Annotated in this window: 22 protein-coding genes; 12 read left to right on the forward strand and 10 right to left on the reverse strand. The window is 71.7% G+C overall.

The genetic code is table 11. From position 1 onward, the window contains the following. Positions 1-46 precede the first annotated feature (46 nt). The 3 genes from AB0903_RS14580 to AB0903_RS14590 form a co-directional block, all read right to left on the reverse strand. Complete coding sequence (locus AB0903_RS14580) at positions 47-502, reverse strand: TerB family tellurite resistance protein (protein ID WP_366702578.1); 456 nt, start codon at positions 500-502, stop codon at positions 47-49. A 107-nt stretch (positions 503-609) separates the two neighbouring features. Next, positions 610-1,593, reverse strand: coding sequence for a sporulation protein (locus tag AB0903_RS14585; RefSeq protein WP_366702580.1), 984 nt, complete (start codon positions 1,591-1,593; stop codon positions 610-612). A gap of 79 nt (positions 1,594-1,672) precedes the next feature. Beyond that, positions 1,673-1,891: a hypothetical protein gene (locus AB0903_RS14590; RefSeq protein WP_366702582.1), complete on the reverse strand. Its 219-nt coding sequence runs from the start codon at positions 1,889-1,891 to the stop codon at positions 1,673-1,675. Positions 1,892-2,243: 352 nt separating this feature from the next. Here AB0903_RS14590 and AB0903_RS14595 point away from each other — a divergent pair, with 352 nt between their 5' ends. From AB0903_RS14595 to AB0903_RS14620, 6 genes are all read left to right on the forward strand, one after another. After that, entirely contained in the window at positions 2,244-3,578 is a 1,335-nt protein-coding gene (locus AB0903_RS14595; RefSeq protein WP_366702584.1) for a hemolysin family protein, read from the forward strand. Beyond that, positions 3,575-4,594 (forward strand): hemolysin family protein, encoded by a 1,020-nt coding sequence (locus AB0903_RS14600; RefSeq protein WP_366702586.1) that lies wholly within the window; start codon positions 3,575-3,577, stop codon positions 4,592-4,594. Before AB0903_RS14595 ends, AB0903_RS14600 begins: the two co-directional genes overlap by 4 nt. A 317-nt stretch (positions 4,595-4,911) precedes the next feature. Further along, positions 4,912-6,237, forward strand: coding sequence for a hemolysin family protein (locus AB0903_RS14605; RefSeq protein ID WP_366702588.1), 1,326 nt, complete (start codon positions 4,912-4,914; stop codon positions 6,235-6,237). After that, entirely contained in the window at positions 6,234-7,256 is a 1,023-nt protein-coding gene (locus tag AB0903_RS14610; RefSeq protein ID WP_366702590.1) for a hemolysin family protein, read from the forward strand. The genes AB0903_RS14605 and AB0903_RS14610 overlap by 4 nt, the downstream gene beginning before the upstream one ends. Positions 7,257-7,786: 530 nt before the next feature. After that, positions 7,787-8,908, forward strand: a complete 1,122-nt coding sequence (locus tag AB0903_RS14615; protein WP_366702592.1) for an LCP family protein — start codon at positions 7,787-7,789, stop codon at positions 8,906-8,908. 175 nt (positions 8,909-9,083) lie between these two features. After that, positions 9,084-9,818 carry a CDP-alcohol phosphatidyltransferase family protein gene (locus AB0903_RS14620; protein WP_366702642.1) on the forward strand — a complete coding sequence of 245 codons (735 nt, stop codon included), beginning with the start codon at positions 9,084-9,086 and terminating at the stop codon, positions 9,816-9,818. Here the strand turns inward: AB0903_RS14620 and AB0903_RS14625 are convergent. Next, positions 9,784-10,293: an adenylyltransferase/cytidyltransferase family protein gene (locus AB0903_RS14625; protein ID WP_366702593.1), complete on the reverse strand. Its 510-nt coding sequence runs from the start codon at positions 10,291-10,293 to the stop codon at positions 9,784-9,786. The genes AB0903_RS14620 and AB0903_RS14625 overlap by 35 nt on opposite strands. Positions 10,294-10,434: 141 nt before the next feature. Between AB0903_RS14625 and AB0903_RS14630 the strand changes: the two genes are divergently transcribed. From AB0903_RS14630 to AB0903_RS14640, 3 genes are read left to right on the forward strand one after another with little or no spacing between them, the layout of a single operon-like run. Further along, positions 10,435-11,718, forward strand: coding sequence for a glycosyltransferase (locus AB0903_RS14630; RefSeq protein WP_366702594.1), 1,284 nt, complete (start codon positions 10,435-10,437; stop codon positions 11,716-11,718). After that, on the forward strand, positions 11,715-13,508 hold the full coding sequence (locus tag AB0903_RS14635) for a lipopolysaccharide biosynthesis protein (RefSeq protein WP_366702596.1): 1,794 nt from the start codon (positions 11,715-11,717) through the stop codon (positions 13,506-13,508). The genes AB0903_RS14630 and AB0903_RS14635 overlap by 4 nt, the downstream gene beginning before the upstream one ends. Before the next feature lie 20 nt (positions 13,509-13,528). Then, on the forward strand, positions 13,529-14,773 hold the full coding sequence (locus AB0903_RS14640) for a hypothetical protein (protein WP_366702644.1): 1,245 nt from the start codon (positions 13,529-13,531) through the stop codon (positions 14,771-14,773). A 376-nt stretch (positions 14,774-15,149) separates the two neighbouring features. On the opposite strand, the gene AB0903_RS14645 is transcribed toward AB0903_RS14640, so the two are convergent. Then, complete coding sequence (locus tag AB0903_RS14645; RefSeq protein ID WP_366702646.1) at positions 15,150-16,631, reverse strand: hypothetical protein; 1,482 nt, start codon at positions 16,629-16,631, stop codon at positions 15,150-15,152. Positions 16,632-16,925: 294 nt separating this feature from the next. On the opposite strand from AB0903_RS14645, the gene AB0903_RS14650 reads away from it, so the two are divergent. Both AB0903_RS14650 and AB0903_RS14655 read left to right on the forward strand, forming a co-directional pair. Then, complete coding sequence (locus tag AB0903_RS14650; RefSeq protein WP_366702598.1) at positions 16,926-17,465, forward strand: WcaF family extracellular polysaccharide biosynthesis acetyltransferase; 540 nt, start codon at positions 16,926-16,928, stop codon at positions 17,463-17,465. Positions 17,466-17,479: 14 nt separating this feature from the next. Further along, positions 17,480-18,610, forward strand: a complete 1,131-nt coding sequence (locus AB0903_RS14655) for a glycosyltransferase (RefSeq protein ID WP_366702648.1) — start codon at positions 17,480-17,482, stop codon at positions 18,608-18,610. On the opposite strand, the gene AB0903_RS14660 is transcribed toward AB0903_RS14655, so the two are convergent. The 3 genes from AB0903_RS14660 to gmd form a co-directional block, all read right to left on the reverse strand. Then, a complete protein-coding gene (locus AB0903_RS14660; protein ID WP_366702600.1) occupies positions 18,589-19,299 on the reverse strand; it encodes a hypothetical protein in 711 nt (236 codons plus the stop codon). The genes AB0903_RS14655 and AB0903_RS14660 overlap by 22 nt on opposite strands. Before the next feature lie 89 nt (positions 19,300-19,388). Continuing rightward, entirely contained in the window at positions 19,389-22,112 is a 2,724-nt protein-coding gene (locus AB0903_RS14665) for a LamG-like jellyroll fold domain-containing protein (RefSeq protein ID WP_366702602.1), read from the reverse strand. A gap of 187 nt (positions 22,113-22,299) precedes the next feature. Further along, positions 22,300-23,313: a GDP-mannose 4,6-dehydratase gene (gene gmd / locus AB0903_RS14670; RefSeq protein ID WP_366702604.1), complete on the reverse strand. Its 1,014-nt coding sequence runs from the start codon at positions 23,311-23,313 to the stop codon at positions 22,300-22,302. A 230-nt stretch (positions 23,314-23,543) separates the two neighbouring features. On the opposite strand from gmd, the gene AB0903_RS14675 reads away from it, so the two are divergent. Then, positions 23,544-24,524 carry a GDP-L-fucose synthase gene (locus tag AB0903_RS14675; protein ID WP_366702606.1) on the forward strand — a complete coding sequence of 327 codons (981 nt, stop codon included), beginning with the start codon at positions 23,544-23,546 and terminating at the stop codon, positions 24,522-24,524. A 36-nt stretch (positions 24,525-24,560) separates the two neighbouring features. Here AB0903_RS14675 and AB0903_RS14680 read toward each other — a convergent pair whose 3' ends face one another. Continuing rightward, positions 24,561-25,919: a sugar transferase gene (locus AB0903_RS14680; RefSeq protein WP_366702608.1), complete on the reverse strand. Its 1,359-nt coding sequence runs from the start codon at positions 25,917-25,919 to the stop codon at positions 24,561-24,563. Between the two features lie 186 nt (positions 25,920-26,105). Beyond that, positions 26,106-26,567 (reverse strand): hypothetical protein, encoded by a 462-nt coding sequence (locus AB0903_RS14685; protein ID WP_366702610.1) that lies wholly within the window; start codon positions 26,565-26,567, stop codon positions 26,106-26,108. Positions 26,568-26,577: the final 10 nt, after the last annotated feature.

Raw genomic sequence — 26,577 nt, forward strand, 5'->3', positions numbered from 1 at the left:
GGCCGGGCCCGTGGGCCGCAGGGCGGGGGTCAGGCCGGCAGCCGCCTCAGAGGTCGAACTCGTGCGGAGGGAGGTCGAGGGTGTAGCAGGCTTCGCGGACGACGGCCTGCTCGGTCTTGTCGAAGTCGCCGTCGGCGCCGCCGATGACGATGCCGATCTGGATGACGGCGCGCGCCTCGGCAGGCTTCTTCTTCGCCTTGGCGATCTCCTGCATGACGCTGACCTTGCCGAAGTCGAAGTCGGCGGTGAGCTTGTCGAGGTTGTCGTCGAAGCGGCGCTGGAGGTCGTCTGCGGGGAAGTTCTGCAGCACCTCGTTGCCGGCGATCAGCTCCGCCACGCGGCGCCGCTCGGAGGGGTCGATAGTGCCGTCGGCGGCGGCGACCAGGGCGCACATCGCCATGGAGGCGTCGCGGAACGCACCGCTCTTCAGGTCGTTCTTCTTTGCCACGAGCTGGGTCTGCATCGTCGATGCGGATTCCTTGATGCGGTCCCACAGGGCCATGAGAACTCCGTATGCGTCAGGGCGGGTCCGGTCCGGACCGGGGGCCGGTCCGGACCCGCATTTTCTTTTACAGTCCTGTAGAAGCTATCAGGGTCGGTAACGGCGTCTCAGCCTTCGTCGCCCTCGTCCTCGTCGCCTTCCATGAAGTCGCCGATCTCGTCGACGGCTTCGGCCGCGACCATTCCGCCGACGACGCCGACCGCGAGACCGGCGGCGCCGGCCGCGACGACGGTCCCCACGCCGGGGCCGGACCGGTGCCCGTGCCCCTCGCCGTGATGCGTGTCGCCGTGCCCGTACAAGGAGTGGCTCCCGTAGCCGGAGCGGTGTTCGACGAGGTGGCGCACCCAGCCGTCCACCTCGGCGTTCCAGTCGGTGTACTCGACGTCGTGCCGGCTGACGGTGAAGCGGGTCAGTGCGTCGTGGCCGCCCGTGAGCAGCCCGCCGCGCTTGTCGGCCTCCAGGACGACCTCCATGCCGCCGGGAGTGGCGAGGAAGGTCACCTCGATCTCGTTGACGGCCTGGGCGTACTGCGGAGCGGGGGTGAGCTCGATCTCCTGGTAGAAGGGCAGCTGCTGCCCGGTGCCACCGATGCGGCCGTACTCGAGGTCCGCGGACCTGAAGCCGAAGCCGGTCTGCCCGAACGCCTCCAGGATCGCCTCCTGGACGGGCAGGGGCCGCACGGAGAAGGGGTCGAGGTCGCCCTTGTCCTTGGCGCCGGCGACCCCGAGCTCGGTGCGGACGCCGAGGACGATGCCGAGCGGCTGACCGTGCAGCACGCTGATCGGGGTCTCCCACGGCAGGGTCACCGTGAACGGCACGCCGCGCTCTTCGCCTTCGGCGAGACGGAAGCCGCCCCCGACGGTGAACCGTTCGAAGACGACGGTGCCGTCGTGCTCCCCGTCGTCCGTCTCCGCCTCCACGCGGGCCACCAGTTCCAGCGTGATGTGCTCGATGCCGAAGTCGGTGTTGCCGCCTTTGAGGTGGACTTCTCCGGTGAGGCTGCCTCCGGGCGGCACGGCCCCGGATGTCAGGACCGTGTCCACGGCCGGGCCGCCGACGCCGATCGAGCCGAGCAGGCGTTTGAACACCATCGTGGCGTTCACTCCTTCGTGATGCTTGCGGTGCCTACGTGTTGCCGCCGCCGTCCTTCACGGGGTGGCGGCCGGGTGACTACTTCGCCGCCTCCAGGGTGGCCAGCGCCTGGGCCCAGCGGACGTACTTGAGGTCGGCGAGGTCGGCTACGGTCTCGACGCCGAACGCCTCCTTCAGGAGCTCGCCGTCCCGGTCCGACACCCCCTTCAGGGCGGCGACCGGCGCGGCGAGCACCTCGGCGAGCGGCTTGTCCGACCATGCCTTGTCCAGCACCCTGTTCAGATCGATCGACGTCACGGCGAACCTCCTGTGAAAGACGCATCTTCTACGTGCCTGTAGAACGTGCCTGTAGAAGCATAGGGGTGTGTGTGCCTCACAAGGAGTGAAACCCGGCCCTTTGTGGGCGCGTTCCGTCTTGAAACAGCCCCTGGGCATGCGGGTGGCGTCCCGGGCGGCTCCGCAGAAGTGTGGGCGGCGTCATGTCACCCTGTTTGCCATTCCTTTACAGTGGGCGTAGAAGCCGGTGCCGCGGTGCTTCGGCGACCCCCTGTTTGCGAAGGAGTAACGGACCCCCGATGGGTGAACCTCCCAGTACCGGCCGTGCCGCCGCCTGCCGACGCCGTGTGAGCGAGGGAGCGGGGTTGGCACGGTGACCGAGATCCTGCTGCTCCTGCTCGCCCTGGCACTGACGCTGGCCTGCGCACTGTTCGTCGCGGCGGAGTTCTCACTCACCACCGTCGAGCGCGGTGAGCTGGAGCGTGCCGTCGAGGCCGGGGAGCGCGGCGCCGACAGCGCCCTCCAGGCCGTGCGGCAGCTCACCTTCCAGCTCTCCGGTGCCCAGCTCGGCATCACCGTCACCTCCCTGGTGATCGGCATGCTGGCCGAGCCGTCGATCGCCGCGCTGCTGCGCGGCCCGCTCGCAGCCGCCGGCCTCGGGGCGGCGGCCTCGTCCGTCGCCACCGTGCTCGGCGTGGTCGTCTCCACCGTGGTTCTGATGGTGATCGGTGAGCTGGTGCCCAAGAACTGGGCCATCTCGCATCCCCTTGCCGTGGCCAAGGTGGTCGCCGCTCCACAGCGGGGGTTCACCACCGCCTTCGGGCCGTTCATCCGGCATCTCAACAGCACGGCGAACCGGTTCGTCCGTCGCGTCGGACTGGAGCCGGCCGAGGAACTGGCCTTTGCCCGCACCCCGGAAGAGCTCGTGGCGCTGGCCCAGCACTCCGCGCGTGAGGGCGCGATCGAGGAGGACTCCGCCGAGCTCTTCGTACGGACGCTCCACCTCGGCGAGTTGACCGCCGAGAACGTGATGACCCCGCGCGTGGACGTCATCGCGCTCGAAGCACACGCCACGGCCGCCGACGCGGCCAACCTCACCTTCGCGACCGGCCTGTCCCGCTTCCCCGTCTACCGCGACAGCCTCGACGAGGTCGTCGGTACGGTCCACATCCGGGACGTCCTCGTTCTCGCTCCCGAGCAGCGCGCGACGACACCGGTGCTGTCGCTGGCGACCGCGCCCCTGGTGGTGCCGGACAGCCTGCCGGCCGACCGCCTGCTGGAGCGGATGCGGGCCGAGCGGACGATGGCCGTGGTCATCGACGAGTACGGCGGCACGGCCGGAGTCGCCACGGTCGAGGACATCGTCGAGGAGGTCGTCGGCGAGGTACGCGACGAGCACGACCCGCTGGAGATCCCCGACCTGCTGCTCACTCCGCCGACGGTCGACGGCCGCTCCTCCTGGGAAGCCGACGGCAGCGTGCGCATGGACCAGCTCGCCGGCATAGGACTCGTCGCGCCGGACGGTCCGTACGAGACCGTGGCGGGTCTGATCGCCACGCGCCTTGCCCGTATCCCCGTCGAGGGAGACACGCTCGAAGTGGCCGGCTGGCGCCTCGACGTTCTGGACGTCGAGCACCACCGGGCCGACCGGGTGCGGATCACCGAACCCGCCCGCATCACGCAGCAGGACCTGCAGGAGGCCCGGTGACCACGCTGCAGCTGTTCATCGGCGCTCTGACCCTGCTGACCAACGCCTTCTTCGTCGCGGCGGAGTTCTCCCTGATCTCCGTACGGCGAAGCCAGATCGAACCGGCAGCCCGCCAGGGCAACAAGCGTGCCCGGATCACCCTGTGGGGGCTTGAACACCTCTCCCAGCTGATGGCCACCGCCCAGCTCGGTATCACCGCCTCGTCGCTGGTGCTCGGCGCGGTCGCCGAACCGGCCATCGCGCACCTGCTGGAGCCGGCATTCGAAGCCGTCCACGTCCCGCACGTCCTGGTCCACCCGATCGCCTTCGTCATCGCGCTCGGCGCTGCCACGTACGCGCACATGCTCGTCGGCGAGATGGTCCCCAAGAACATCGCCCTGGCCGCCCCGGCGAAGACCGCCCTGCTCCTCGGGCCTCCGCTCGTCGCCCTGACCCGGGCCCTGCGCCCGTTCGTGTTCTCCATCAACGCCTTCGCCAACGTCCTGCTGCGGCTGATGAGTGTGCAGCCGAAGGACGAGGTCGCCTCCGTCTTCACCAACGGCGAGCTGGCCCGCATGGTCGACGACTCCAGCGAGGCAGGGCTGCTTTCGCCGGCCGACGGTGAACGCCTGCGAGACGCCCTGGAACTGGGCACCCGACCGGTCGGCGAGATCCTCGTACCGGCCCGGCGGATGCACACCGTCGACCACGGCGTCACACCCGCCGGCCTGGAAAGGGCCGCGGCCGCGGCGAAGTTCTCCCGCTTCCCGGTCAAGGGTCCGACCGGAGTCGTCCTCGGCTACCTGCACATCAAGGACACCCTCGGCGTCGCCGACCGCGACAAGCCCTTCCCACGCACCGCCCTGCACCCGGTCACCCGGGTCCGCATCGACACCCCCCTCGACGACACCCTCACCGCCCTGCGCACGGACGGCAGCCACCTGGCCGCCGTCACCGGCGAGACCGGCGCGATCCTGGGGTACGTCACCATGGAGGACGTCCTCGGGGAGCTCGTCGGCCGGACGACCACCGTGTGACCCGCCGTCGCCCGCCGCGTCACTGTGCGACCCCGCCACCGTGCGTGCCGCCGTCGCCCGCCGCGTCACTGTGCGACCCCGCCACCGTGCGTGCCGCCGTCGCCGCGCGGCGACCGTGTGACCCGCCGTTGCCGCGCGGCGACCGTGTGACCCGCCGTCCGCCGTCGCCTCGCAGGGGACTCTGCCGCCCCGCCCACTCGCTTTCGCTGATCCACCCCCTTGAAGGAGCGCTCCTTGTCCGCCAGACCGACGGACCCCCCGGGCCGCAGCCCCCGGCCACTCGGCCCTGATCCCACCACCCGCCCGGGTGGTGCCCGGTGAACGCCGTGCTCGGCCTGCTGGCCGTTCTCGTCCTGACCGCCGGCACCGGCTACTTCGTCGCCCAGGAGTTCGCCTACGTGGCCGCCGACCGCCTCGCACTCGCCCGCGAGGCGGCGGCGGGCGACAAGCGGGCCGCCCGGGCCCTGAGAGTGCTGGAACGGCTCTCGTTCATGCTCTCGGGCGCGCAGCTCGGTATCACCGTCACCGGCCTGATCGTCGGGTTCCTCGCAGAACCGTCCGTCTCCGCGCTACTGCGACCGGTCCTGAACGGCATCGGACTGCCCGGCGGGGCGGTCACCGCCGTCTCCGTCACGCTCGCCTTCGTCCTTGCCACCGTGGTGCAGATGGTGCTGGACGAGCTGGCACCGAAGAACCTTGCTCTCGCGGTACCCGAGCGCCTCGCCAGATCCCTGGCGCCCTCGACCCTCGTCTACCTGAAGATCGTCGGCCCCGTCGTGCACGTCTTCGACGGAGCCGCGAACAGGCTGCTGCGCAGGGTCGGCATCGAGCCGGTCGAGGAGCTCCACCACGGCGCCACCCTCGAGGAGCTCAGCCACCTGATCGGCGAGTCCCACGAGCAGGGCCACCTGCCGGCCGACACCGCGGAACTCCTCGATCACGCCGTGGAGTTCTCCGAGCGGACCCTGGGCGAGGTCATGGTGCCGCGCGCGGACGCCGTGTTCGTCCACAAGGACGCCACCACCACGGCGGCGGTCGAGCTGATCGCGAAGCACGGCCACTCCAACTACCCGGTTTTCGGAGACCACCCCGACGACGTCGCGGGCGTTCTCGGCGTACGGGATCTGATGCGGCTGCCCGCGAACCGTTTCGACGACACGTCGGCGGGCGCCGCAGCCCGGCGCCCCCTGCTGCTCCCCGACACGCTGCCGCTGCCCGACGCGGTGGCGCAGATGCGCGCGCGTGACGACGAGTTCGCGGTCGTCCTCGACGAGCACGGCGGAGTCGCCGGCGTCGTCACCTACGAGGACATCGCCGAAGAACTCGTGGGCGACATCGCCGACGAGAGCGACACCGTGGTCGAGCTTGCCGTCACCGACGGGGACGGCTGGCTGGTCGACGCCGGCCGGCGCCTGGACGAGATCGAGGACGCCACCGGTATCGAGCTGCCGGAAGAAGAGGACTACGACACCGTGGCCGGCCTGATCATCGACCGCCTCGGCCGCTTTCCGGCCATCGGCGACAGGCTCACCGTGGACGGGGTGCACATCCAGGTGCTCAGCCTGGACCGGCACGTGCCCGAACGCGTACGCGTCGAGCGCCCCCAGCATGCTGAGAACGCCGCCGAGGAGGCGCAGTCATGAGCTTCCCGATGGCCCTCTTCGTCACCGTCCTGCTGCTGGTCGGCAGCGGCTTCTTCGTCGCCGCCGAATTCGCCCTGGTCGCCGCCAAACGCCACCGCATGGAGAAGGCCGCCGCGGAAGGGCAACGAGGTGCCAAAGCCGCCCTTGCCGGTATGCGCGAGCTGTCCCTCATGCTCGCCGGAGCCCAACTCGGCATCACCATCTGCACCCTGGGCCTGGGCTCCGTATCCAAGCCCGCCATCTCCCACCGGGTCGACCCACTGCTGCACGACCTCGGCCTGCCCACCGGGCTCAGCTACGGCATCGCCTTCACCTTCGCCATGGTCGTGGTCGTCTTCCTGCACATGGTCCTCGGCGAGATGGCCCCCAAGTCGTGGGCCATCGCCCATCCCGAGCGCTCGGCGATGCTGCTGACGCCGACGTTCCGCGCCCTGGTCAAGGTGGTACGGCCGCTGATCCGGCTGCTCGACAAGGTCAGCAACGCCCTGGTGCGCCTGTGCCGCGTCCAGCCGCGCGACGAACTGGCAGCCGTCCACAACCGCGAGCAGCTCACCCACCTCGTGGCGGAATCCGAACGCCTCGGCCTGATCAACGAGGTCGACTCCGAGCTGATCACCCGCTCGCTGACCGAACCGCAGACGCCGGTCTCGGAACTGCTGACACCGGCGGACGCCATCGTGACCGTCCCCGCGGACGCCGGCCTGGACGCGATTCTCGTCCGGGCCACCGCGGTCGACCGCTCCCGCCTCCTGGTCACGGCCGATGACGCCGTCCTGGGCTCCATCCACGTCCGTGACGTGCTGGTCGCCCGCACCCGAGGCCGTGCGGTGACCGCCCGCGAACTGGTCCGACCCGTTCCCGAGCTGAGGACGGACGCCAGCGTCTCCCACGCGCTCGAGCAACTCCGAAGGAACCGGGCGTCGCTGGCCCTCCTCCGTGCGGAAGACGGCCGGCTCGCCGGACTGATCAGCCTGGACGACCTGATCGCCCGGCTGATGGGACTGCAGTCGGCGCAGTAGGGAGACGTCCACCACCCGCGACCGCCCGACGCTGCCGGGACGAGACCGTGCGCGCGTCCGGCACGTGCGTGTCCCGGCCGACCCGGAAGGCAGCGCATCCTGCCTCCTGCACGCCCGGCTCCGGCCCCTGACCCGTGCGTCCCGGGCCGAGCCGCTCGGCCGTCCGGGCGGGAGCGGGGGCCGCTCTCGTCGGCGTCACTGCCCGAGCGTGCGCTTGGGTTCCGCCCTGCCCGTCGACGCGGCGCCCTGCTCGTCGACGCGCCGCCGCGCACGCTGCGCGGCGGCGCGCCTTCGCGCGGAGTGGTCGTAGGGGGCGTGGTCGTAGGGGGCGCCGCCGTCGGCACCGGAGCGGGACCGCCGCCCGCCCTGTTCACGACGGCCTCTACCCCGCCGTCGCGGTCCGTCTATAGTTCACCGACGGCTCAGGCCGCCCATGCGGAGCGCCCTCCCCCCACGTATCTCAGGCACCGTGTTCGGATGATCAGGCGTCGGCACTTCGGGTCGGGTCGGTCGGGAAGGGGAACGGAGCGATGGCAGAGGCGATCCCATCGGGCGGCGAGGACGGGCAGGGCGGCGAGGCCGGGGAGACGGATCCGGCCCCTCCCGGCGGTACCTCTGCCCGCCGGAGGACCACCCGCCGCCGCACGCTGCGCATGCTCGGCATCGGGACCGCCGTCCTCCTCCTCGCCGCGGCGGGAACCGGGTGGTGGATGTACCGCAGCCTCGACGGCAACATCAAGGCGGTGGACCTCGACCGGGCCCTCGGCGACGACCGTCCTTTGAAGGTCGCCTCCGCGCTCGGCGCGACCGACATCCTGGTACTGGGCTCGGACTCCCGTGCCGGCGACAACGCGGAACTGGACGGCGGCGCGGTGAGCGGGGCCCGTTCGGACACGGCGCTGGTGATGCACGTCTCGGAGAACCGCACCGAGGCGGTCGCGGTCAGCATCCCCCGCGACACCCTGGTCTCCCGTCCCTCCTGCACCACGGCGGACGGTACGGAGCTGGGCCCCGCCACCCGTGTGATGTTCAACTCGGTCTACTCCCAGGCCGGTGCCGCGTGTGTGGTGAAGACGGTGGAGAAGATGTCCGGGGTACGGATCGACCACCTCCTGGAGATCGACTTCGCCGGCTTCAAGGAACTCGTCGACGAGATAGGCGGTGTGACCGTCGACATCAGCGACCCCATACACGACACCAAGGGCGGCTTCACGCTGGAAGCGGGCAGCCACCACCTGAACGGCACCGACTCCCTGAAGTTCGTCCGCACCCGCTACGGCTACGGTGACGGCAGTGACCTGGGGCGGATCGGCCTGCAGCAGCAGTTCCTGACGGCCCTGCTCAGTGAGGTGCGGCAACAGGACCTGCTGGGCGACCCCGTCACGTCGTACCGGATCGCCCGGACCATGACCAAGTCGCTGACCACGGACTCCGAGCTGGCTTCGCTGACCGCGCTGGCCGAGTTCGGGCGCAGCATGCAGGGGATCGACCCCGGCTCCCTGGACACCGTCATGCTGCCGGTCGAGTACGACAGGGCCGACCCCAACCGCGTCGTGGCGGCCGAGCCGCAGGCCACCGACCTGTGGGAGGCCGTACGGCAGGACGAGGAGATCCCGGCCTCGGCGAGGAAGTCCCCGGCGACCGGGGGCTGAGTCGTCCACGCGCGGGTGCTGTCACCATGGGACACCCATGGGACACGTTCATGGGACACGTTCATGGGACACGTTCATGGGACACGTTCATGGGACACCCATGGGTGTCCCATGAACGCGAAGAGCACAGGAGGTGCTGATGACGGAGGTCGGCGACAGAGCCGTCGGGACGAAGATGCCGTGGAGTGAGGCGCTGGGGCGTCTGAGGGGGGCACAGAAACGGGCCGCCGGTGTGTCGCTGTACTCGAGGTTCGTCAACCGCCCCATGGGCCGGTTCCTCGCGGCGACCTCGTACGTCGTCGGACTGACTCCCAACCAGGTGACCCTGGTCAGCGCCGCGTTCAGCTTCGGCGGCGTGGCGGTGCTCGCCCTGGCCGGTCCGTCGTGGTGGGCGGGCGCGGTGGTGTGGTCGGCGCTGGCGGTCGGGTTCGCCTTCGACTCGGCGGACGGGCAGCTGGCGCGGCTGCGGGGCGGCGGAAGCCCGGCGGGCGAGTGGCTGGACCACGTGGTGGACTGCGCGAAGATCACGGCGTTGCACACCGCCGTGCTGATCACCTTCTATCGCCACCCGGGGCACTTCGACACCGGGTCCGACGCCTGGCTGCTGCTCCCCCTGGGGTTCCTCCTCGCCGCGATTGTCACGTTCTTCGGTGGTCTGCTCACCGAGCAGCTGAAGCCGAAGCCCGCTCCGGGCAGTGCCGCCGCGCCGCCGTCGACCGTGCGCGCTGTGGCGCTGCTCCCGGTCGACCACGGGGTCTTCTGCCTGGTGTTCCTGCTGCTGGGCGGAGGCCGGGTGTTCCTGTGGGGGTACGCGCTGCTGGGCGCGGCGGCCGTGCTCTACCTGCCGCTGTTCCTGGGCAAGTGGTTCCGGGAACTCAGCCGCCCGGCTGGAGCCGGTGCTGGGGGGTAGCGGCCTCCGGGGCGCCGGCGTACTCCGCCAGGTGCCCCGCCTGCTGGGCCAGCGTGTCGAGCGCCCGCCGCAGCTGCGTGCTGGAGGTGTGCACGGTGTACGGGAAGTAGACGACGTCGACGCCGACCGTGGCGAAGTCGCGCTCCAGCCTGTCCCCCTTGGGGGTCCCGCGCCAGTCGTCGCCCTTGAACAGCACGTCGAAGCGGACCTGCTGCCAGGTGTCCAGTTTGTCGGGCACGGTCTCGACGAAGGCCGCGTCCACGTACTTGACGCTGCGGACGATCTCCAGGCGTTCGATGAGCGGGATCACCGGGCGGCGCCCCTTGGCACGCTCGGCCATCTCGTCCGAGACCACACCCGCCACCAGGTAGTCGCAGTGCTGCCGGGCGTGACGCAGGATGTTCAGGTGCCCGATGTGGAAAAGGTCGTAGGCGCCGGGGGCATACCCCACCCGGTACGACTTGCGTTCTGACACGAAGACTGCCCCCCTCAAGCGGTTCCTCCCCCTATGCCCGGACCCTACCCTGCACTCCGGGCGTGGGACAGGTGAACGATTATGGTGCACGTGAACAATCAGGGTGCACGGGCAATCGTCTCGTCACGAGGGGGGCACACGATGCGCGATTCCGGGTCGGCCGAGCCGGCCGGCACCGGGCGGCACAGACGGCTGCTGCTGGTGTCGACCAACTACGCGCCGGAACACACGGGCATAGGCCCGTATGCCGCCCAGATCGCCGAGCACTGGGCGGCGCAGGGGTACGAGACCCATGTGCTGGCCGGCATGCCGCACTACCCCTCGTGGTCGGTGGACCCGGCGTACCGGGGGGAGTGGCGGCACACCGAGGTCCGCCAGGGAGTGACGGTGCACCGCAGGCGGCACACCGTCCCGCGTCGGCAGACGGCGGTGCGGCGCGCGCTGTTCGAGGGCTCGCTGCTGGCGCACAAGCTCGCCGCGCCCCCACGGATGCCGCGGCCGGACGCAGTCGTCGCCCAACTCCCCAGCCTGGCCGGGGGAGTGGCCGGGGCACGGCTCGCGGCCCGCTGGCGGGTGCCGTACATACCCGTCGTCCAGGACCTGATGGGAGCGGCGGCCGCGCAGAGCGGCATCGAAGGCGGGGACAGGGCGTCGGCGATGGCGGCGCGCGTCGAGGCGTACGTGCTGCGACGGGCCAGCCTCGTCGGTGTGATACACGACACGTTCACCGCCCGGGTCACGGCTCTCGGTGTGGCCCCCGAGCGCATACGCACCCTCCCCAACTGGTCCCATGTGGCGGCCCCCGCACGGCCGCGTGAGGAGACAAGGCGGCGGCTCGGCTGGGCTCCGACGGACACGGTCGTCCTGCACTCCGGGAACATGGGCCTCAAGCAGGGCCTGGAGGTGCTCGTGGAGGCCGCACGCCTCGGCCCCGGGGTCCGTGTGGTGCTCATGGGGGACGGAAACCAGCGGGAGGACCTGCGGCGGCTCGGTGACGGCATACCCAACCTGGAGTTCCTGCCACCGGCCCCGGAGGAGGACTTCTCCGACGTGCTGGCGGCGGCCGACGTGCTGGCCGTGACCCAGCGGGCCTCGGTGCTCGACATGAGCGTGCCGTCCAAGCTGACGTCGTACTTCGCCGCCGGGCGGCCGGTCGTCGCCTCCGTGGCGGAAGGCGGAGGCACCGCCCTGGAGGTGCGGCGCTCGGGAGCCGGCGTCCTGGTGCCGCCGGAGGACCCGGCCGCGCTGCTGACGGCGGTACGGGAACTGGCCGCCGACCCGGAGGAGGCCGGGCGGCTGGGAGGCGCAGGCCCCCGGCACGTGGCCGCGCATCTGAGCCGGGCGGCGGGCCTCGCCCGCTACGACGCCCTCCTCGACGAAGTACTTGCAGGGGACCGCGAAGCGGTGAGGGAGTCGGGCGTATGACGGATGGACAGAGCGGTACGGCGGACACGGCACGCGTGACCGTGGGGGAGGACGAACCGGACCTGCTGAGGGACCAGTTCCGGCAACTGCTGCGGTATCCCCGGCTGATAGCCGGCGGCGTGCTGCTCGGCCTGCTGGGCGGCGCCTGGCTCGGCTACAGCACGTCCGACACCTATGTGGCCACCAGTGACGTGGTCGTGCGCGCCGCGGTCGAGGACCCGTTCAATCCGAGCATCTCGGTCGGCAACTCCGTCAACATGAACACGGAGCGGCAGGGCGCCACCAGCAGGCGGGTGGGCACGAGCGCAGTGGAGGCACTCGGCTTCGCCGGGGACGCGGAAACGCTCCTCGACGGCCTGCAGGTGACCACCCCGCCGCAGTCGCAGGTGCTCAGCTTCAGCTACACCTCCGAAGACCCCCAGGTGTCGGCGCAGCGTGCCAATGCCCTGGTCAAGGCGTATCTCGACGACCGCGAGCAGGACACGGAGCGCACCCGGGACGCCATGATCAAGGGGCTGCAGCAGCAGCTCGACCCGATCTCCAAGCAGCACGACAAGCTCGCCACGGAGCTGGAGAACGGCAGCGGCACCGAGGCCGACTACACCGTCAAGGCCAACCTGCTCAACCGCATCACGGAACTCGGCAACCAGATCAACAAGCTGAAGTCGCTCGACACGACACCGGGCAAGGTGATCAAGGAGGCGACGGTTCCCCCCTCCTCCGACGGCCCCGGGTGGGCGCTGTCGCTGGGGCTCGGCGGCGCCGTAGGCATCGCGCTCGGTCTCCTCATCGCGTGGGTGCGGCTGGTGTTCGACCCGGCGGCGCGTTCGGAGGGGGACGTGGCGCGGGCGTTGCGCGCTCCCGTTCTCGGCTCGTTGCCGCGCACCCGGGACACCGACCCGCTGCTCACCGAGGACCGGCAGGACTCCCCGCTGGCCGAGGAGTACCGGTCGATCGCCTACCGGCTCGCCTACGACCAGCGCTTCGCCGACCGGCGGCGGCTCCTGGTGGCCGCGCCGCGGGGCTCCAGCCGTACGGCGGCGGCCGTGGCCGTCAATCTCGCCGCCTCGTTCGCCGAGACCGGCAAGCGCGTGCTGATCGTCGAGGCCGAACTGCGCCGGCCGTCCCTGGAGGGGCAGTTGCGCGCACGCGAGACCAACCGTCCGTCCTGGGGGCGCGACACGGAGACCGACGACTGGCCGGGGCAGCGGAGGCTGACCGCGGACGCGGGCGAGTCGGGCACCTTCGACCTGGTGCCGGGCGCCCGGGTGCGCAATGTGGCGCGCGCGCTGACCTCGCCGGAGATGTCCCGGCTGGTGGAGGAAGCAGACGATCCGCAGGTGACCGTGATCGTGCTGACCCCGCCGGTGTTCGCCTACGCGGACGCGCTGGCGCTGGTCGACCGGGTCGACGGCGTGCTGGTGGTGTGCGACCCGCGCGGAGTGCACCGCTCCCAGCTGGTCCGGCTGCGGGAGCTGATCACGGGTGCGGGAGGCACCGTGCTGGGCACGGTCATGCACCGAGGTCAGCGGGGCATGGCCGAGCAGGAGCAGAAGGAACAGAAGGGCCAGAAAGGCAAACGGGGCAAGCAGCGCGGCTCGGCCGAGGGCTCCGTCGTTGTGCCGGCGGCCGGTGACGGCGTCGGGGAGCCCTCCCGGCCCTCTGCCGACCGTCGCCACGGGGGACGTCCCCCCGGCGCGGAGGAAACCGACCTCGGGGACGGCTCGTCCACGATCGCGCTGCGAGCCGTCGTGCCGCCCGATCGCTCCGATCGCTCCGATCGCTCGTGAGAACCGGAACCGGCGGCTCACTGCGGGGGCGCACGGCGGCGCTGGCCGCAGTGCTCGACCAGGGCGCCGCCGGGCTGACCAACATTCTGGTGCTCGTCCTGGCCGCACGGTTGTCGACGGCCTCCGGTTTCGCGCGGTTCTCCATGGTGTACCTGGTGTTCACCGTGGTCCTGGGCCTGTTCATGGCCTACGTGGGACAGGCATTGGTGCTGGTGAACGCCGCCGCCGACCGGGTGGCGACGGCCTGCCGCTCGGCGCTGGCGTTCACCGCGGTGGCGGCGCTCGCCGTCGGGGCGGTCCTCGCCCTCGTAGGCGGGGCGGCTCCCGCTGGTTGGCAGGCGCTCGCCGCGCTCGGCGCGGTCCTGCCGGTGGTCCTGCTCCAGGACGCCGCACGGTACTGCTTCTCGGTGCTGGGCCGCCCCCACCACGCGCTGGCGGCGGACGGGCTGCGGCTCGTGTCCACCGTGACGGCTCTGGCCCTCCAGCCCGAAGGGGCCTCGCCGGCCCGTCTGGTGGTGGCGTGGGGGCTCGCCGCCGTGCCGAGTCTCCTACTGGCCGTCCTGCTGCTGCGGCGGCCGCTTGCCGGGGCCGGTACGGAACTGCGCCCGTACCTCGTCCGCGGCCATCTGGGCCGCAGGTTCGCCGTCGAGTTCGCCGTCGGCAACGGTTCCAGCCAGCTCGCGGTGCTGGGGCTCGGTGCCCTGGGCAACCCACTGGCGGTGGGCGCGCTACGGGGTGCCTCCGCGCTCTTCGGGCCGCTGAACGTGTTCTTCGGCGCCGCCCAGGCGTTCGGCCCGCCCCTGCTGAACCGGCTCGGCGGAGGCGGAGCCGTGGTCCGGGCCACGGTGCTGCTCGGCGGGGCCCTGGCCGCCGTCGGCGCGGTGTGGGGGGCGGTGTGGTGGCTGCTCCCGGACGGCTGGGGCCGCCAGGTCCTCGGCGACACCTGGCCCGCGGTCGCGGAACTGCTGCCGGCGACCGGCACGCAGTACACCCTGATGGGCTTCGGCGTGAGCGCCCTGCTCACCCTCCGGGTCCTCAGCCCTCGGGAGACGCTCACCGTCCAGGTGGTCTTCTCCCTGCTGTCCGTGGGGCTGATGTACGCGGGCTTCGCCTGGGCCGGAGCGGTGGGCGCCGCCTGGGGCCTGGCTGCCGGCTCGGCCATGAAGGCCGTGGCCGCGTGGCTGCGCGTCCTGCGCGTACGGCGACGGGAGCGGACGCCCGCCCCGGACGCCGGCGCCTCCCCGGAGCCGACGCCGAGCCCCTGAACCACCCCGCGGGCCCCGAGCGGTCCGGGGAGGCAGAGCACGCCCTCAGGCCCTTGCACATGCCGGCCGGTGGCGACGCTCAGAGCGCCGGACCCCCTACGCCGCCCGGCACGGCTCCCCGGGCTCGGCTGCCCTCGCACGGGAGACCCCCGTCGCCACCCTGCCGCATCCTCCGGACACGTCCGGTCCGAGGGCGGCGCGGCAGCCGCACCGAGGCTTCCGCGGCTACCGCCGGGAGGTGTCGTCGGTGCCGGGCTTCCGCGGCTACCGCCGGGAGGTTCCGGGCCGGACGACGGCGTCCACTGTGCTCCCCCGGCTACCGCCGGGAGGTGTTCCCGGGCCGGACGACGGCGTCCACTGCGCTTCCCCGGACCGCTCAGTCGAGGCGCGCCCCCCGGTCCCGGCGGTAGGTGGCAAGGAGGGCGAGGCACACGGCGGCGATGGCGACGCGCCCCGTGGCCTGGAGCATGGGGCCGCGGATGAGGATGAACGAGTAGCCGGCGAGCAGGGGGACGGCGATCAGCAGCAGGCTGCCGGGAGGGGAGCGGCGGACGGCGCGGCGGGCGAGCCGGCGGTCGACGCGGGCGGCGGCGTACCCGATGGCGGCCAGTCCGCCGGTCATGCCGACCGGGCCGAAGTCGAGCCAGAGCTCCGCCCACACCGGTGAGGACAGATTCGTGTTGACGGTGCCCATCCACTCGCCCACCAGCACCCCCGTGTCGGTCGGCTTGTCCGCCCAGACCGAACGCGGGACGGCGAACAGCAGTGAGCCCGCCATCTGGTATCCGTACGAGTGGCCGTGCCCGGACTCCGCGTAGGTGATCGTGTTGGCGAACATCCCGACCTGGTCGTAGTCCTTGAGCGCCAGCGGCTCCAGGAACGACGACGTCTCGACCCGCCTGGTGTTGTTCTCGTCGTACCGGAACCGGTCGGCGAACGGGAAGACCAGCAGGGCGACCACCACACCGAGCGTCAGTGATGCCCGGTACATCGCGGCGCTGACCGGGAAGACCGTGAACAGCAGGGCGAACATCACGGTGAGGAACCAGTAACGCGGGTTGGAGATCGGGTTGTTGACGATGATGTTGAGGACGGCCAGGGCACCGAACGTGGCGACCACCGACCAGGTCCTGCGGGCCCGCCGGGACGTGACGAGCCAGCGGGTGTAGACGAGCAGGGCGATCAGCGGCGGCACGGTGCCGAAGCCGCGCAGCAGGGCCTGCCCCGCCTGGGATCCGTCGCCGGAGAGCCCCGCGTCCTCGACGCTCGCGATGATCTCCTGGCGGCTGCTGAAGAAGACCGAGAGGCCACCGAGCTTGACGATGAGCAGGGCACCGGCGGCGAAGGCGACCAGGGTCAGCAGGAACAGGCGCCTGCGGTGGATCAGCAGCGGCCGCGCGTCCGCCTCCGCACTGCTGTCCGCCGCCCCTTCCCTGCCGCGCTCGCGGCGGCGCCACGGCGGGCGGTACCGGGCGAGCAGCGCGCCCACGTCGAAGGCGAAGCAGCCGAGCAGCACCAGGGCGACGGCCTGGACCAGGTCCTCGCGGGGCCCGACGACCGGTGTGGGCACGCGCCCGAGGACGGCCTGGGCGAGGGGGGCCACGCCCATCGCCATGTAGCAGAACATCCAGAACGACGCCTGCAGCAGCTTGCGCCGGGCGCCGAGGACCATGGCGGACAGCCGCACTCCGCAGTAGACGGTGAGGACGACCTGCAGATGGAAAGCCGCGTCCCGGGGGCCCTGTCCGGGCTGGGAGACGACCACCAGCGGCAGAAAGCCCGCCAGTCCCAGCACCAGGGGCACCGCGAGGGCCCGGGAAAGCAGTGTGCGGGGCGCGAACGGGGGCGGCAGTGCGATGGCGTTCTGCGTGCTGCCCGCGGTCGAACCGCTCGCGTCGCTCTTGTCGCTCCTGCCCGGTGCCGTCGTGTCGGCCGCCACTGAAGTCCCCCCATCGCCCCGGTCCTCCACATGGTCTCCGACCGGTGCCCGGTGCCGCGCAGTCTAACGAGGCCGGTGCCGGCGTGGCCGGGGGCCCTGGGCGGGGCCTGTGGTGGCCGGGGTGGCAGGCGTTAATCTGGGCTCGGTCGTGTGTCCGAATCGCGCGACCCGACAGGTGGACACGCCACGGGCACAGGGGGGAAGTCCGGCGCCATGCGCGATCTCTCGGCATTCACGCTGACCGGGTACGACAAGGGGCGCGGTCGGCCGACCCAGGCCCTGTGGTTCGCCGTGCAGAATCTGGTGTTCTCCACGTGGTGGTGTCCGGCCCGGCTGCGGGTCGCGCTGCTGCGCGCGTTCGGGGCCACCATCGGCGAGAACGTCCTCATCCGGCACCGGGTCCGGGTGCTGTGGCCGTGGAAGCTGACGGTCGGGGACCACTCCTGGATAGGAGAGGGCGCCTGGCTGCTCAACCTGGAGCCGATCACCGTCGGTGCCCATGTGTGCGTCTCGCAGGAGGCGCTGCTGTGCACCGGCGGCCATGACCACCGGGCGGCCGACTTCCGCTACCGCAACGGGCCGATCACGGTGGAGGACGGCGCCTGGATCGCCGCCCGCGCCACCGTGCTCGCCGGGACCCGCGTGGGACGTCACGCGGTCGTCGGCGCCGGTGCGGTCCTCCACCGCGACCTGCCCGAACTGACCCTGCACACCGCCGACGGCGAGCGCCGCCCGGTGAAGGAGCCCATGTGAGCGCCGCCCCCGGTCTGCGTGTGCTGCACGCCGTCACTCTGCACTCCCCGACCGGCGCCTTCGGCGGCCCGGTCCGAGTCGCCCTCAACCTCGCCCACGGGCTGCGGGACCGGGGCCACGCCCCCCGACTGCTCGCCCTGGCCGACGGGTTCGGCGCGGTGCCCCCCACCGACGTGGAGGGGGTGCCCGCCCGGCTGTTCCCCGCCCGGCGGCTGCTCCCGCTGGGCTTCAGCGGCATCACGTCCCCCGCGCTGCTGGCCCGGGCCGGCCGGCTGGTGCGCGGCGCGGACGTGGTCCACGTCCACCTCGCCCGCGACCTGGTGACGCTGCCCGTGGCCCTGGCCGCGCTGCGCGCCGGTGTCCCGCTGGTGCTGCAGACCCACGGCATGGTCGATCCCAGCGACAAGGTCCTGGCCAAGGTGCTCGACGCCCTGGCCGTACGGCGGCTGCTGCGCGGCGCGTCGGCGGTGCTGCACCTCACCGCGCACGAGCGGCGCGGCCTCGACGCCGTTCTGGGGACTCCGCTGGGCAACGCGGTACGGCTGGTGAACGGCGTACCGCGGCAGGAGGAGCGGCCGGTTCCCGAGGGGCCGCCGAGGATCCTCTACGCGGCCCGGCTGCAGGCGCGCAAGCGGCCCCGCGACTTCGTGGCGGCCGCCCCCGAGATCCTCCGGCACCACCCCGACGCCCGATTCGTCGTCGCGGGCCCCGACGAGGGCGAACTCCCCGCCGTACGGGAACTGATCGACGGCCTGGGGCTGCGGGACCGTGTCGACTGCGTGGGACCGCTGAGCCCGGCGGCGGTCCTGGACGAACTGCGCCGTGCGCACGTCTACGTCCTGCCGTCGGTGGACGAGCCCTTCCCCATGTCGGTGCTGGAGTCACTGTCCGTCGGCACTCCTGCCGTGGTGACCGCGTCGAACGGACTCGCCGGCGCCGTCCGGGAGGCGGGCGCCGGCCGGGTCGTCCGGGACGCGCCGGGGCTCGCCCCCGCGGTCCTCGGCCTGCTGGAGCCGGGTACGGCGAAGAAGGCGTCGGCGGCCGCCCACGCACTGGCCGCCGACGCCTTCTCGATGGACGCCGTGGTGGAGGAGTTGCTGGGTGTCTACGACCGGGCCGTGACTCAGGCCCGCAACCAGGCGTAACAACCCGACGAGACGAACTGCGCCGCGCCGGAGGGGATCGTCACGGTGTGCTCTCCGCCACCGCCGTCCGGACCGGGGCCCGCCGCCAGTTCCTTCCCCTTGGCGTCGGTGACGGTCCAGACGCAGCCGGGACCCGCCGAGACGCTTCGGTAGCGGCCGGACCGCGGATCGGTGTGGGTACCGTCGGGGAGTCCGCCCTCGGCGGCGTCCAGCACGGGTTGCTGCTTCGGGCAGAGGTGCCTGATGGCGTCGGCCGCGTCGCGGATCTCGCCGGAGACGACGGCCGCCGCGGCGGCCGTTCTGTCGTGCTTGGCGGTGCGCTCGATCCGCTGGCAGGACTCGTGGCCGACCTCCAGCACGGCGGCGGGCTCGACCGACTCGGGCACGCGCCCGCTCAGGTACCCCTTCTCCTTCTTGGTGAACGAACCGGTGGCCGGCTTCAGCTCCGTGTCGGGCCGTACGGGCCCGGCGGAGGCCGAGGCGGAGGCGGACGGCGAGGGCGCCGGGCTGCCGGCCGACCCCGAATCCTGCTCCTGGGCCAGACGTTCGGCCGCCGAGAGCGTCGAGGAGGACTCGGAGGCGGACGGGGCCTTCGCGTCCGCGTCGTCGGACGACGAGCAGCCCGTCACGGTCAGTACCGCCGCCAGCAGCAGTGCTGCCGCGGCCGGGCTCCGGAGGTGGTCACGCATGTCTGTTGCTCCTGCTCCGGTGAATTGAGCGGCGGGGCGGCGCCGTGACGCCGCCCCGCCGTGCAACACCAATCGAACCGCTGCCGTGCCTACACCGGCGAGAACGTGAGGATCAGCCTCGGTGTGGCCTCCGCGGATGACGCCTCACTCGACCACAGCCACAGCGAGTCCGTGCCGTCGCCCGTCAGCGCCATGTCGTACTCGCCGCCCAGGGCCGCGCTGATCGCAGCCGTGTCCAACTGCACCGCGGCCTTGGTGTTGACGGTGGCCGGCGGGGTGAGGGTGCCCAGCGACTCGGCGCCCAGGGACGGCTTCGTCGCGTAGGTGACCTCGCCCTCCGACCAGGCGCCCGTCACCGGCCGGACCTGCACGGGGTCGACGGACCCCGCGTACGACGCCGAGTTGGTCTTCACCTCCAGCGCCACCCCCGTCAGCTCGGTGCCGGCGGGTGCGGCGGGCAGCTGGAAGCGCAGGTACGTCTCGTACGCCGAGGTGCCGCGCACCGCGAGCGAGGTGCTGGTCCCGTAGTTGGTGCCCGGCGCCCCCGCGTTGACGTACGTTTCCTCGTCCGCCTGCAGCGTGGTGACCGTGTCGCCCTCCTGGGAGGCGCGCGCGTGGTGCGCGGCGACCCGGTCGGCGCTCAGCACCGACGGGTAGACGGCGGTCTCGTCGAGCTGGCCGGCGAAGTAGTCGCTCCACGGCCGGAAAGGCCAGCCGGCGAGGTTGTCGCCGCCGACGTGCCAGTAGCCCGCGTAGCTCTGGTGCGTGGTGGTGGAGTTGCTGCCGACCGGCGCACCGTCGACGTACAGCTTCATGCCGCCAGGGCCCTGGGTGGCGACGACGTGGTGCCACTGGCCGTCGTTGTAGGTGCTCGGGGTGGTGATGGTGCGGGTCGAACCGGCGTAGACGCCGAAGATCAGCCGTCCCGCGTTGGTCATGTAGATGTGCTTGTCGTAGCTGCGGCTGTTGCGGGTGGTGTTGTTCCCGAAGCCGATCAGCTTGCCGCCCTGGCTCGTGGTGGTCCTGAACCACGTCTCCAGGGTGTACGAGTCGCCCACCTCGGTCCGGCGGTCGCTGTACAGCTTGTCGTCGGAGCCGTCGAAGCCGTACGCCGTGCCGGTGCCCGCCACCGCGTCCGGGCTCTGGCCGAGCGCGGGTCCGCCGGACTGCAGACCGCTGAAGTCGCCCGGAGACGAGTCGGCGACGTAGGGCCCGACCGTGTCGTCGTAACGCCAGTACAGGTGCGCGCCGTCGGCGACGACCGCCGAGGCGTACGGCTGCGCGGAGGAGGCCACCGAGGCGGTGGCCGTGGCGGAGAGCGCGCTGACGTTGCCCGCTCCGTCCGTGGCCGTCACCCGGTAGGTGTGGGAGCTTCCGGGCTCCAGGCCGGTGTCCGTGAAGGACGCCTGCGGACGCTCCCAGGGCAGGGAGTCGGCCTCCACGGTGCCGATCGGCGTGGACGACCCGTCCCGGTAGACCCGGTAGGTCAGCCGGCTGTCGTCCAGGTCGAGACTGGTGCGCCAGCGGACCTGGACCTCGCCGGGCTTGATGCTCGCCGCGCTCGCCACCGGAGTGGTGGGACGACCGGTGTCGCCGGTGGAGGCGAAACGGGTCAGCCCCTGGGCGGCGGCACCGTTGACGGTGGTGAACTCGCCGCCGGACCACATGTACTCGACGCCGTCCTTGGCGGCGATGGTCATGGCCCGCGGGCCGATGCCCTCGCCGATGCCGTCGTTGGTGTCCGGGAACCAGCCGAGCTTGCCGGTGGACGTGGTCGGCTGGGCGAGGAAGTGGTAGCGGCGGCCGTCGGCGAACTCGCCGATGCCGGAGCAGTCGTGCGCGTGCGAGGCGCTGTAGAGCACGTTCTGGTACGACTCGACGGCCTGGGTCGCGCCCAGGCAGGTGTCGCGCCAGCGCTGATCGAAGGTGCTCAGCTCCAGGGCGATCCGGCCGTCGAAGACACCGCCGCCGGTGCCCTCGTTGCCGGTGTAGAAGCCGGTCGCGTCGGTGTCGATGTCCTTGACCACGGAGCGGGTCGGTATGAAGCCCTCCGGGTACGCCCTCGTCAGACTGCCGGTGTCGGCGTCGACCACCGCGAGGGCGTGCGAGTCGGACCCGTTGACGGTGAAGAAGTCCCCGCCGAGCAGGACGTGCTCCCCGTCGGGCGTGAGCTCGACGGCGCGTCCGGGCTCGTCGGCGTCGGCCCTGAACGGCAGCAGCGCGCCGTTGCCGGCCGACACCGCGGCGAACCGCTGCCGGGTCTGACCGCTGACCTGGCCGAAGTCGCCGCCCGCGTACACGGTGTCGTCGGTGACGGCGAGCGCCCGCACCGTGGCGGGGAAGGCGGCGTTGAACCCGGCCTTCGGAGTGCACGTGGCGATGTCGATGGCGGCGACGCTGGACACACCGACGCCGTTCACCGCGCCGAAGTAGCCGCCCGCGTAGAGCGTCTGCTGGTCCGGCGACACGGCCAGTGCCCGCACGGTGGCGCTGCCCGACCCGACCGTGAACGACAGTTCGCAGTCGGTGGGGGCGCCGGTCGCGGCGTCCAGCGCCACGAAGTTCAGTGCCTCCTGCGCACTGCCGGAACCGCCGTCGGGCGGACGTACGGCGGAGAAGGTGCCGCCGGCGAACACCACTCCGTTCGCCTGGGCGAGCGCCCAGACGGTGCCGTTGGTCTGCCAGGTCGGCAGATCGTCCGCGGTGAAGGCCACCGGCTCGGTGAGCGCGGCGGCCTGTGGAACGGCGGCAGCGCCCAGACCTGCTGCCAGGGAAAGGACGAGGGCAGCGTGCAGCCCTCTGGTCGTTCTCATGTACCCCCCAGGACAAAGCACCTTGTCTCGCGGCGTCAGAACCAGTAGCCGTACTGCTTCTTTCAGACACCTGCGAAATGTTTGAGCCGCACAGTAGCGCCTATTGCACGGTTTCTTCACCACCTGTGCACGGAACCGCGGGGTCCGAACAGCTCTCGACAGGCCGCCCCGAAGGTCCGCCCGCCGTTCAGCGGTCCACGCGCACGGCCACACCGGCCAGTTGGTCCTCGACCTGGCGGATGTCGGCGTCGACCATGATCCGGGCAAGGTCGTCGACGAGTACCTCGGGCTTCCAGCCGAGGAGTTCCTCCGCCTTGCTCGCGTCGCCGATCAGGGCGTCCACCTCGCTGGGGCGCTCGTACTTGGCGTCGTAGCGCACGTGTTCGCGCCAGTCCAGGCCGGCGTGGTGGAAAGCGGTCTCCAGGAACTGCCGCACGGTCGCCGCGACGCCCGTGGCCACCACGTAGTCGGTGGGCTCGTCCTGCTGGAGCATCCGCCACATGGCGTCGACGTACTCGGGCGCGTATCCCCAGTCGCGGACGGCGTCCAGGTTGCCGAGGTAGAGCTCGCTCTGCAGGCCCGCCCTGATCCGGGCCACCGCACGGGTGATCTTGCGTGTGACGAAGGTCTCGCCGCGCCGGGGGGACTCATGGTTGAAGAGGATGCCGTTGACCGCGTACATGCCGTACGCCTCGCGGTAGTTGACCGTGGCCCAGTATCCGTACACCTTGGCGACGCCGTACGGGCTGCGCGGGTGGAAGGGCGTCTGCTCGTTCTGCGGCGGCGGGGTCGCGCCGAACATCTCCGACGAGGATGCCTGGTAGACGCGGGTGTCGATGCCGGCGGCGCGCACCGCTTCCAGCAGACGCAGCGCCCCGAGCCCGGTGACGTCGCCCGTGTAGAGCGGGGCGTCGAAGGAGACCCGGACATGGGACTGGGCGCCCAGGTTGTAGACCTCGTCGGGGCATATCTCGCGCAGCAGGTTCACCAGCGCCACCCCGTCGGAGAGGTCGGCGTGGTGGAGGACGAAGGACCGGCCGGACTCCTGGGGTCCCTGGTAGATGTGGTCGACGCGCTCGGTGTTGAAGGTGGAGGACCGTCGCACCAGGCCGTGAACCGTGTACCCCTTGGACAGCAGCAGCTCCGACAGGTACGAGCCGTCCTGTCCGGTGACGCCCGTGATCAGCGCGGTCTTGCTCATGCGTGGTTCTCCTCCCGGGCAAGCCGGCTGCCGGCTCCGACCCTGGCCGTGTGTTGCTGTGCATGCGAGGCATGCGCTGGATGTCCGAGGCATTCGAAATGGATGGGATGCGCAGGATGCGTGATACCTGCGGCATGTTCGGCATGCAAGCGGTTCGCCGGGCATGTCGGGTAGGTCACATCAGGACCGCGGCTGTGGTGCGGACCCGCCCGCCTGGCATGATCCGGCTCATGACCGACTCGCAGACGGCACCGCCGCCCCACACCTCTTCGTCGCCGCACCTGCCGCCGCGGGCCCGGATATTCGTCGCCGGGCACCGCGGTCTCGTGGGATCCGCCGTGGCCCGGCGCCTCGCCGCCGGCGGCCACGAGGTGATCACCAGGGACCGCTCGGCGCTCGACCTTCGCGACGCCGAGGCCACCGCCGCGTTCCTCGCGGACGTACGGCCGGACGCGGTGGTCCTGGCCGCGGCCAAGGTGGGCGGCATCATGGCCAACAGCACCCGGCCCGTCCCCTTCCTCGAGGACAATCTGCGGATCCAGCTCAGCGTGATCGCGGGCGCGCACGCGGCGGGAGTGGACCGGCTGCTGTTCCTCGGCTCGTCGTGCATCTACCCCAAGCACGCGCCCCAGCCGATCCGCGAGGACGCGCTGCTGACCGGCCCCCTGGAGCCCACCAACGAGCCGTACGCCCTCGCCAAGATCGCCGGGATCTGCCAGGTGCAATCGTACCGGCGGCAGTTCGGCGCCGCGTACATCTCGGCGATGCCCACCAACCTCTACGGCCCCGGCGACAACTTCGACCTGGAGACCTCGCACGTCCTGCCCGCGCTGATCCGCCGCTTCCACGAGGCGCGCGAGGCGGGCAGGGACGAGGTGACGCTGTGGGGCTCCGGCACCCCGCGCCGGGAGTTCCTGCACGTCGACGATCTGGCGGACGCGTGCGTGACGCTGCTCGCCCACTACGACGACGACGCGCCGGTCAACGTCGGCTGCGGTGAGGACCTGACCATCAGGGAACTCGCGGAGACCGTCGCCGAGGTGACCGGGTTCCCCGGCCGGATCGCCTGGGACACCGGCAAGCCGGACGGCACGCCCCGCAAACTGCTCGACGTCTCCCGACTGACGGGACTGGGCTGGAAGCCGCGTATCGCGCTGCGCGACGGCATCGCCGCGACGTACGACTGGTGGCTCGGGCAGCACGCCAGCTGACGCGACGACGACCACGGGGCGCCTCACCATGGGACCTCAGTACGCTCCGCGACCGTCGACGACGGCGCGGAGCGTACGGCTCATCACATCGAGGTCGCTGCTGAACGACCAGTTGTCCACGTAGTGCAGATCGAGCTGAATCGTTTCGTCCCAGGAAAGGTCGGAACGCCCGCTGACCTGCCACAACCCCGTCATCCCGGGCTTCACCCGCAGCCGGCGCAGCGCCACCGCGTCGTAGGAGGCGACCTCCTCGGGCAGCGGCGGGCGCGGCCCCACCAGGGACATGTCACCCCGCACCACGTTGAGCAGCTGGGGCAGTTCGTCCAGGGAGGTCCGGCGCAGGACACGGCCGACCCGGGTCACCCGGGGGTCGCGGCGCATCTTGAACATCAGCCCGTCGTTCTCGTTCCGGGACGCGAGCTCTTCCTTGCCCGCGTCGGCGCCGATGACCATGGTGCGGAACTTCCACATGGTGAAGCTCTCCTGGTCCCGGCCCACCCTCTGCTGCCGGTACAGCGCCGGGCCCCGGGAGTCCAGCCGTATCACCAGGGCCAGCAGAAGCAGCAGCGGGGACAGCACCAGCAGCCCCAGGGCCGCGGCACACCGGTCGGTGGCGGACTTCAGCACGACCTGCCCACCGTCGTTCACCGGCGGCTCGATCCTCAGCACGGTGAGCCCGGCGACCGTGGACGCCTTGATCCGTTTGACCGAGGTCTCGACCAGACCGGGCGTCAGGGCCACTTCGAGGCCGGCGTCGTGCAGGGCCCAGCACAGCTCGCGCAGGCGGTCACCACTGAGCCGCGGGCCGGGCGCGAGCAGCACCAGCTGGGCGCGGTGCCGGCGGGCGGTGTCCACGAGCCACCGGCCGGCCCTGCCGTCCGCGTCGAGGTCCGGCAGGCCGCTCCCCTCGCCCGCGGTGCCGTCGGCGCCGGCGCTCCCGTCGACCTCCACCACACCGACCACCGCGCACGGATGGTCGGTGTGGGAGGCCAGCCGCCGCACCGTGTCGTCCAGCGTGCCGGGCTCGCCGACCACCAGGACCCGGTCGACCGCCTGGGCCCTGCGCCGGGTGCCGGTGAGATGCCGGTAGACGCCACGCCGGCAGATCAGCGCGGCGGCCAGGCTCGGGACCAGTGCGGCCAGCGACACCAGCGGTTCCGGCGTGTGCTTGGTGGCCACCCCCAGCACACCGAGCGCGCCGATCAGGATGAGCCAGTCGTGGAGCACGGGAAGGGCTCCACGCGATTCGCCGAGCTCACCTCTCCCGTACCGGCGCCGGAGCGCCTGGACGACGATCCAGCTCAGCGTGACGACCGCGGCGGAGCGCACGGGGTGCGCCTGGCCCGCCATGTCGAAGACGGAGAAGACGCAGACGCCGGTGACGACGGCGTCCACGCCGAGGACCATCGGCAGGTACCAGTAGGGTTTGGCGCGGTGATCCGAAGCCGACGGCCGTGCGCCCTCCCGATCGGGCGCCCCTCCGGTCGCTTGCGCAGCATCAACCGCGCAGGTTCCTATATCCACCAAGTTCGTAGCCCCCCAGCCGGAAAACCGGTGTCACGTGCGACGCGGGTGAACCCCTCAGCACGTCGAACACAGATTCTTCACGGCAGGCACACTACGCCACCGGGACTTCGACGGGACACCACACCTCGTAAACTGCGTGTGCACTCGGCGTTCTCTCGCAGCCGCCCGGATCTTCTGGTACTCCGGCGCCGGCACCGTCACCGGCAGCCCACGTCGCGAGGGCGGCACCCGCGAGCCCGGCACCGCCGCCAGCCCGTAACCACCGCCGGCCCACGCGCCGAACAACACCCAGTTGACCCGGGCGAGGTGCCGGACCGGGATTCCCAGAAAATGCCTGGGCGCACTGGCGCGCTGCACCCCGCCGATGAGCAGCTCGTGACGCCACGCCTCGACGGCGGAGAGCCCGGTGGTGAGCATCAGCAGCCCGCACAGCACCAGGTCCGCCGTCACTTTGACGGTGTGGAGCGCGAGACCCGTGACGAACAGGGCTACGGCGCCCGCCAGTGCCGCGTCCACGACGCGCACC

Source organism: Streptomyces sp. NPDC048389, assembly GCF_040706335.1.
Classification (GTDB): Bacteria; Actinomycetota; Actinomycetes; order Streptomycetales; family Streptomycetaceae; genus Streptomyces.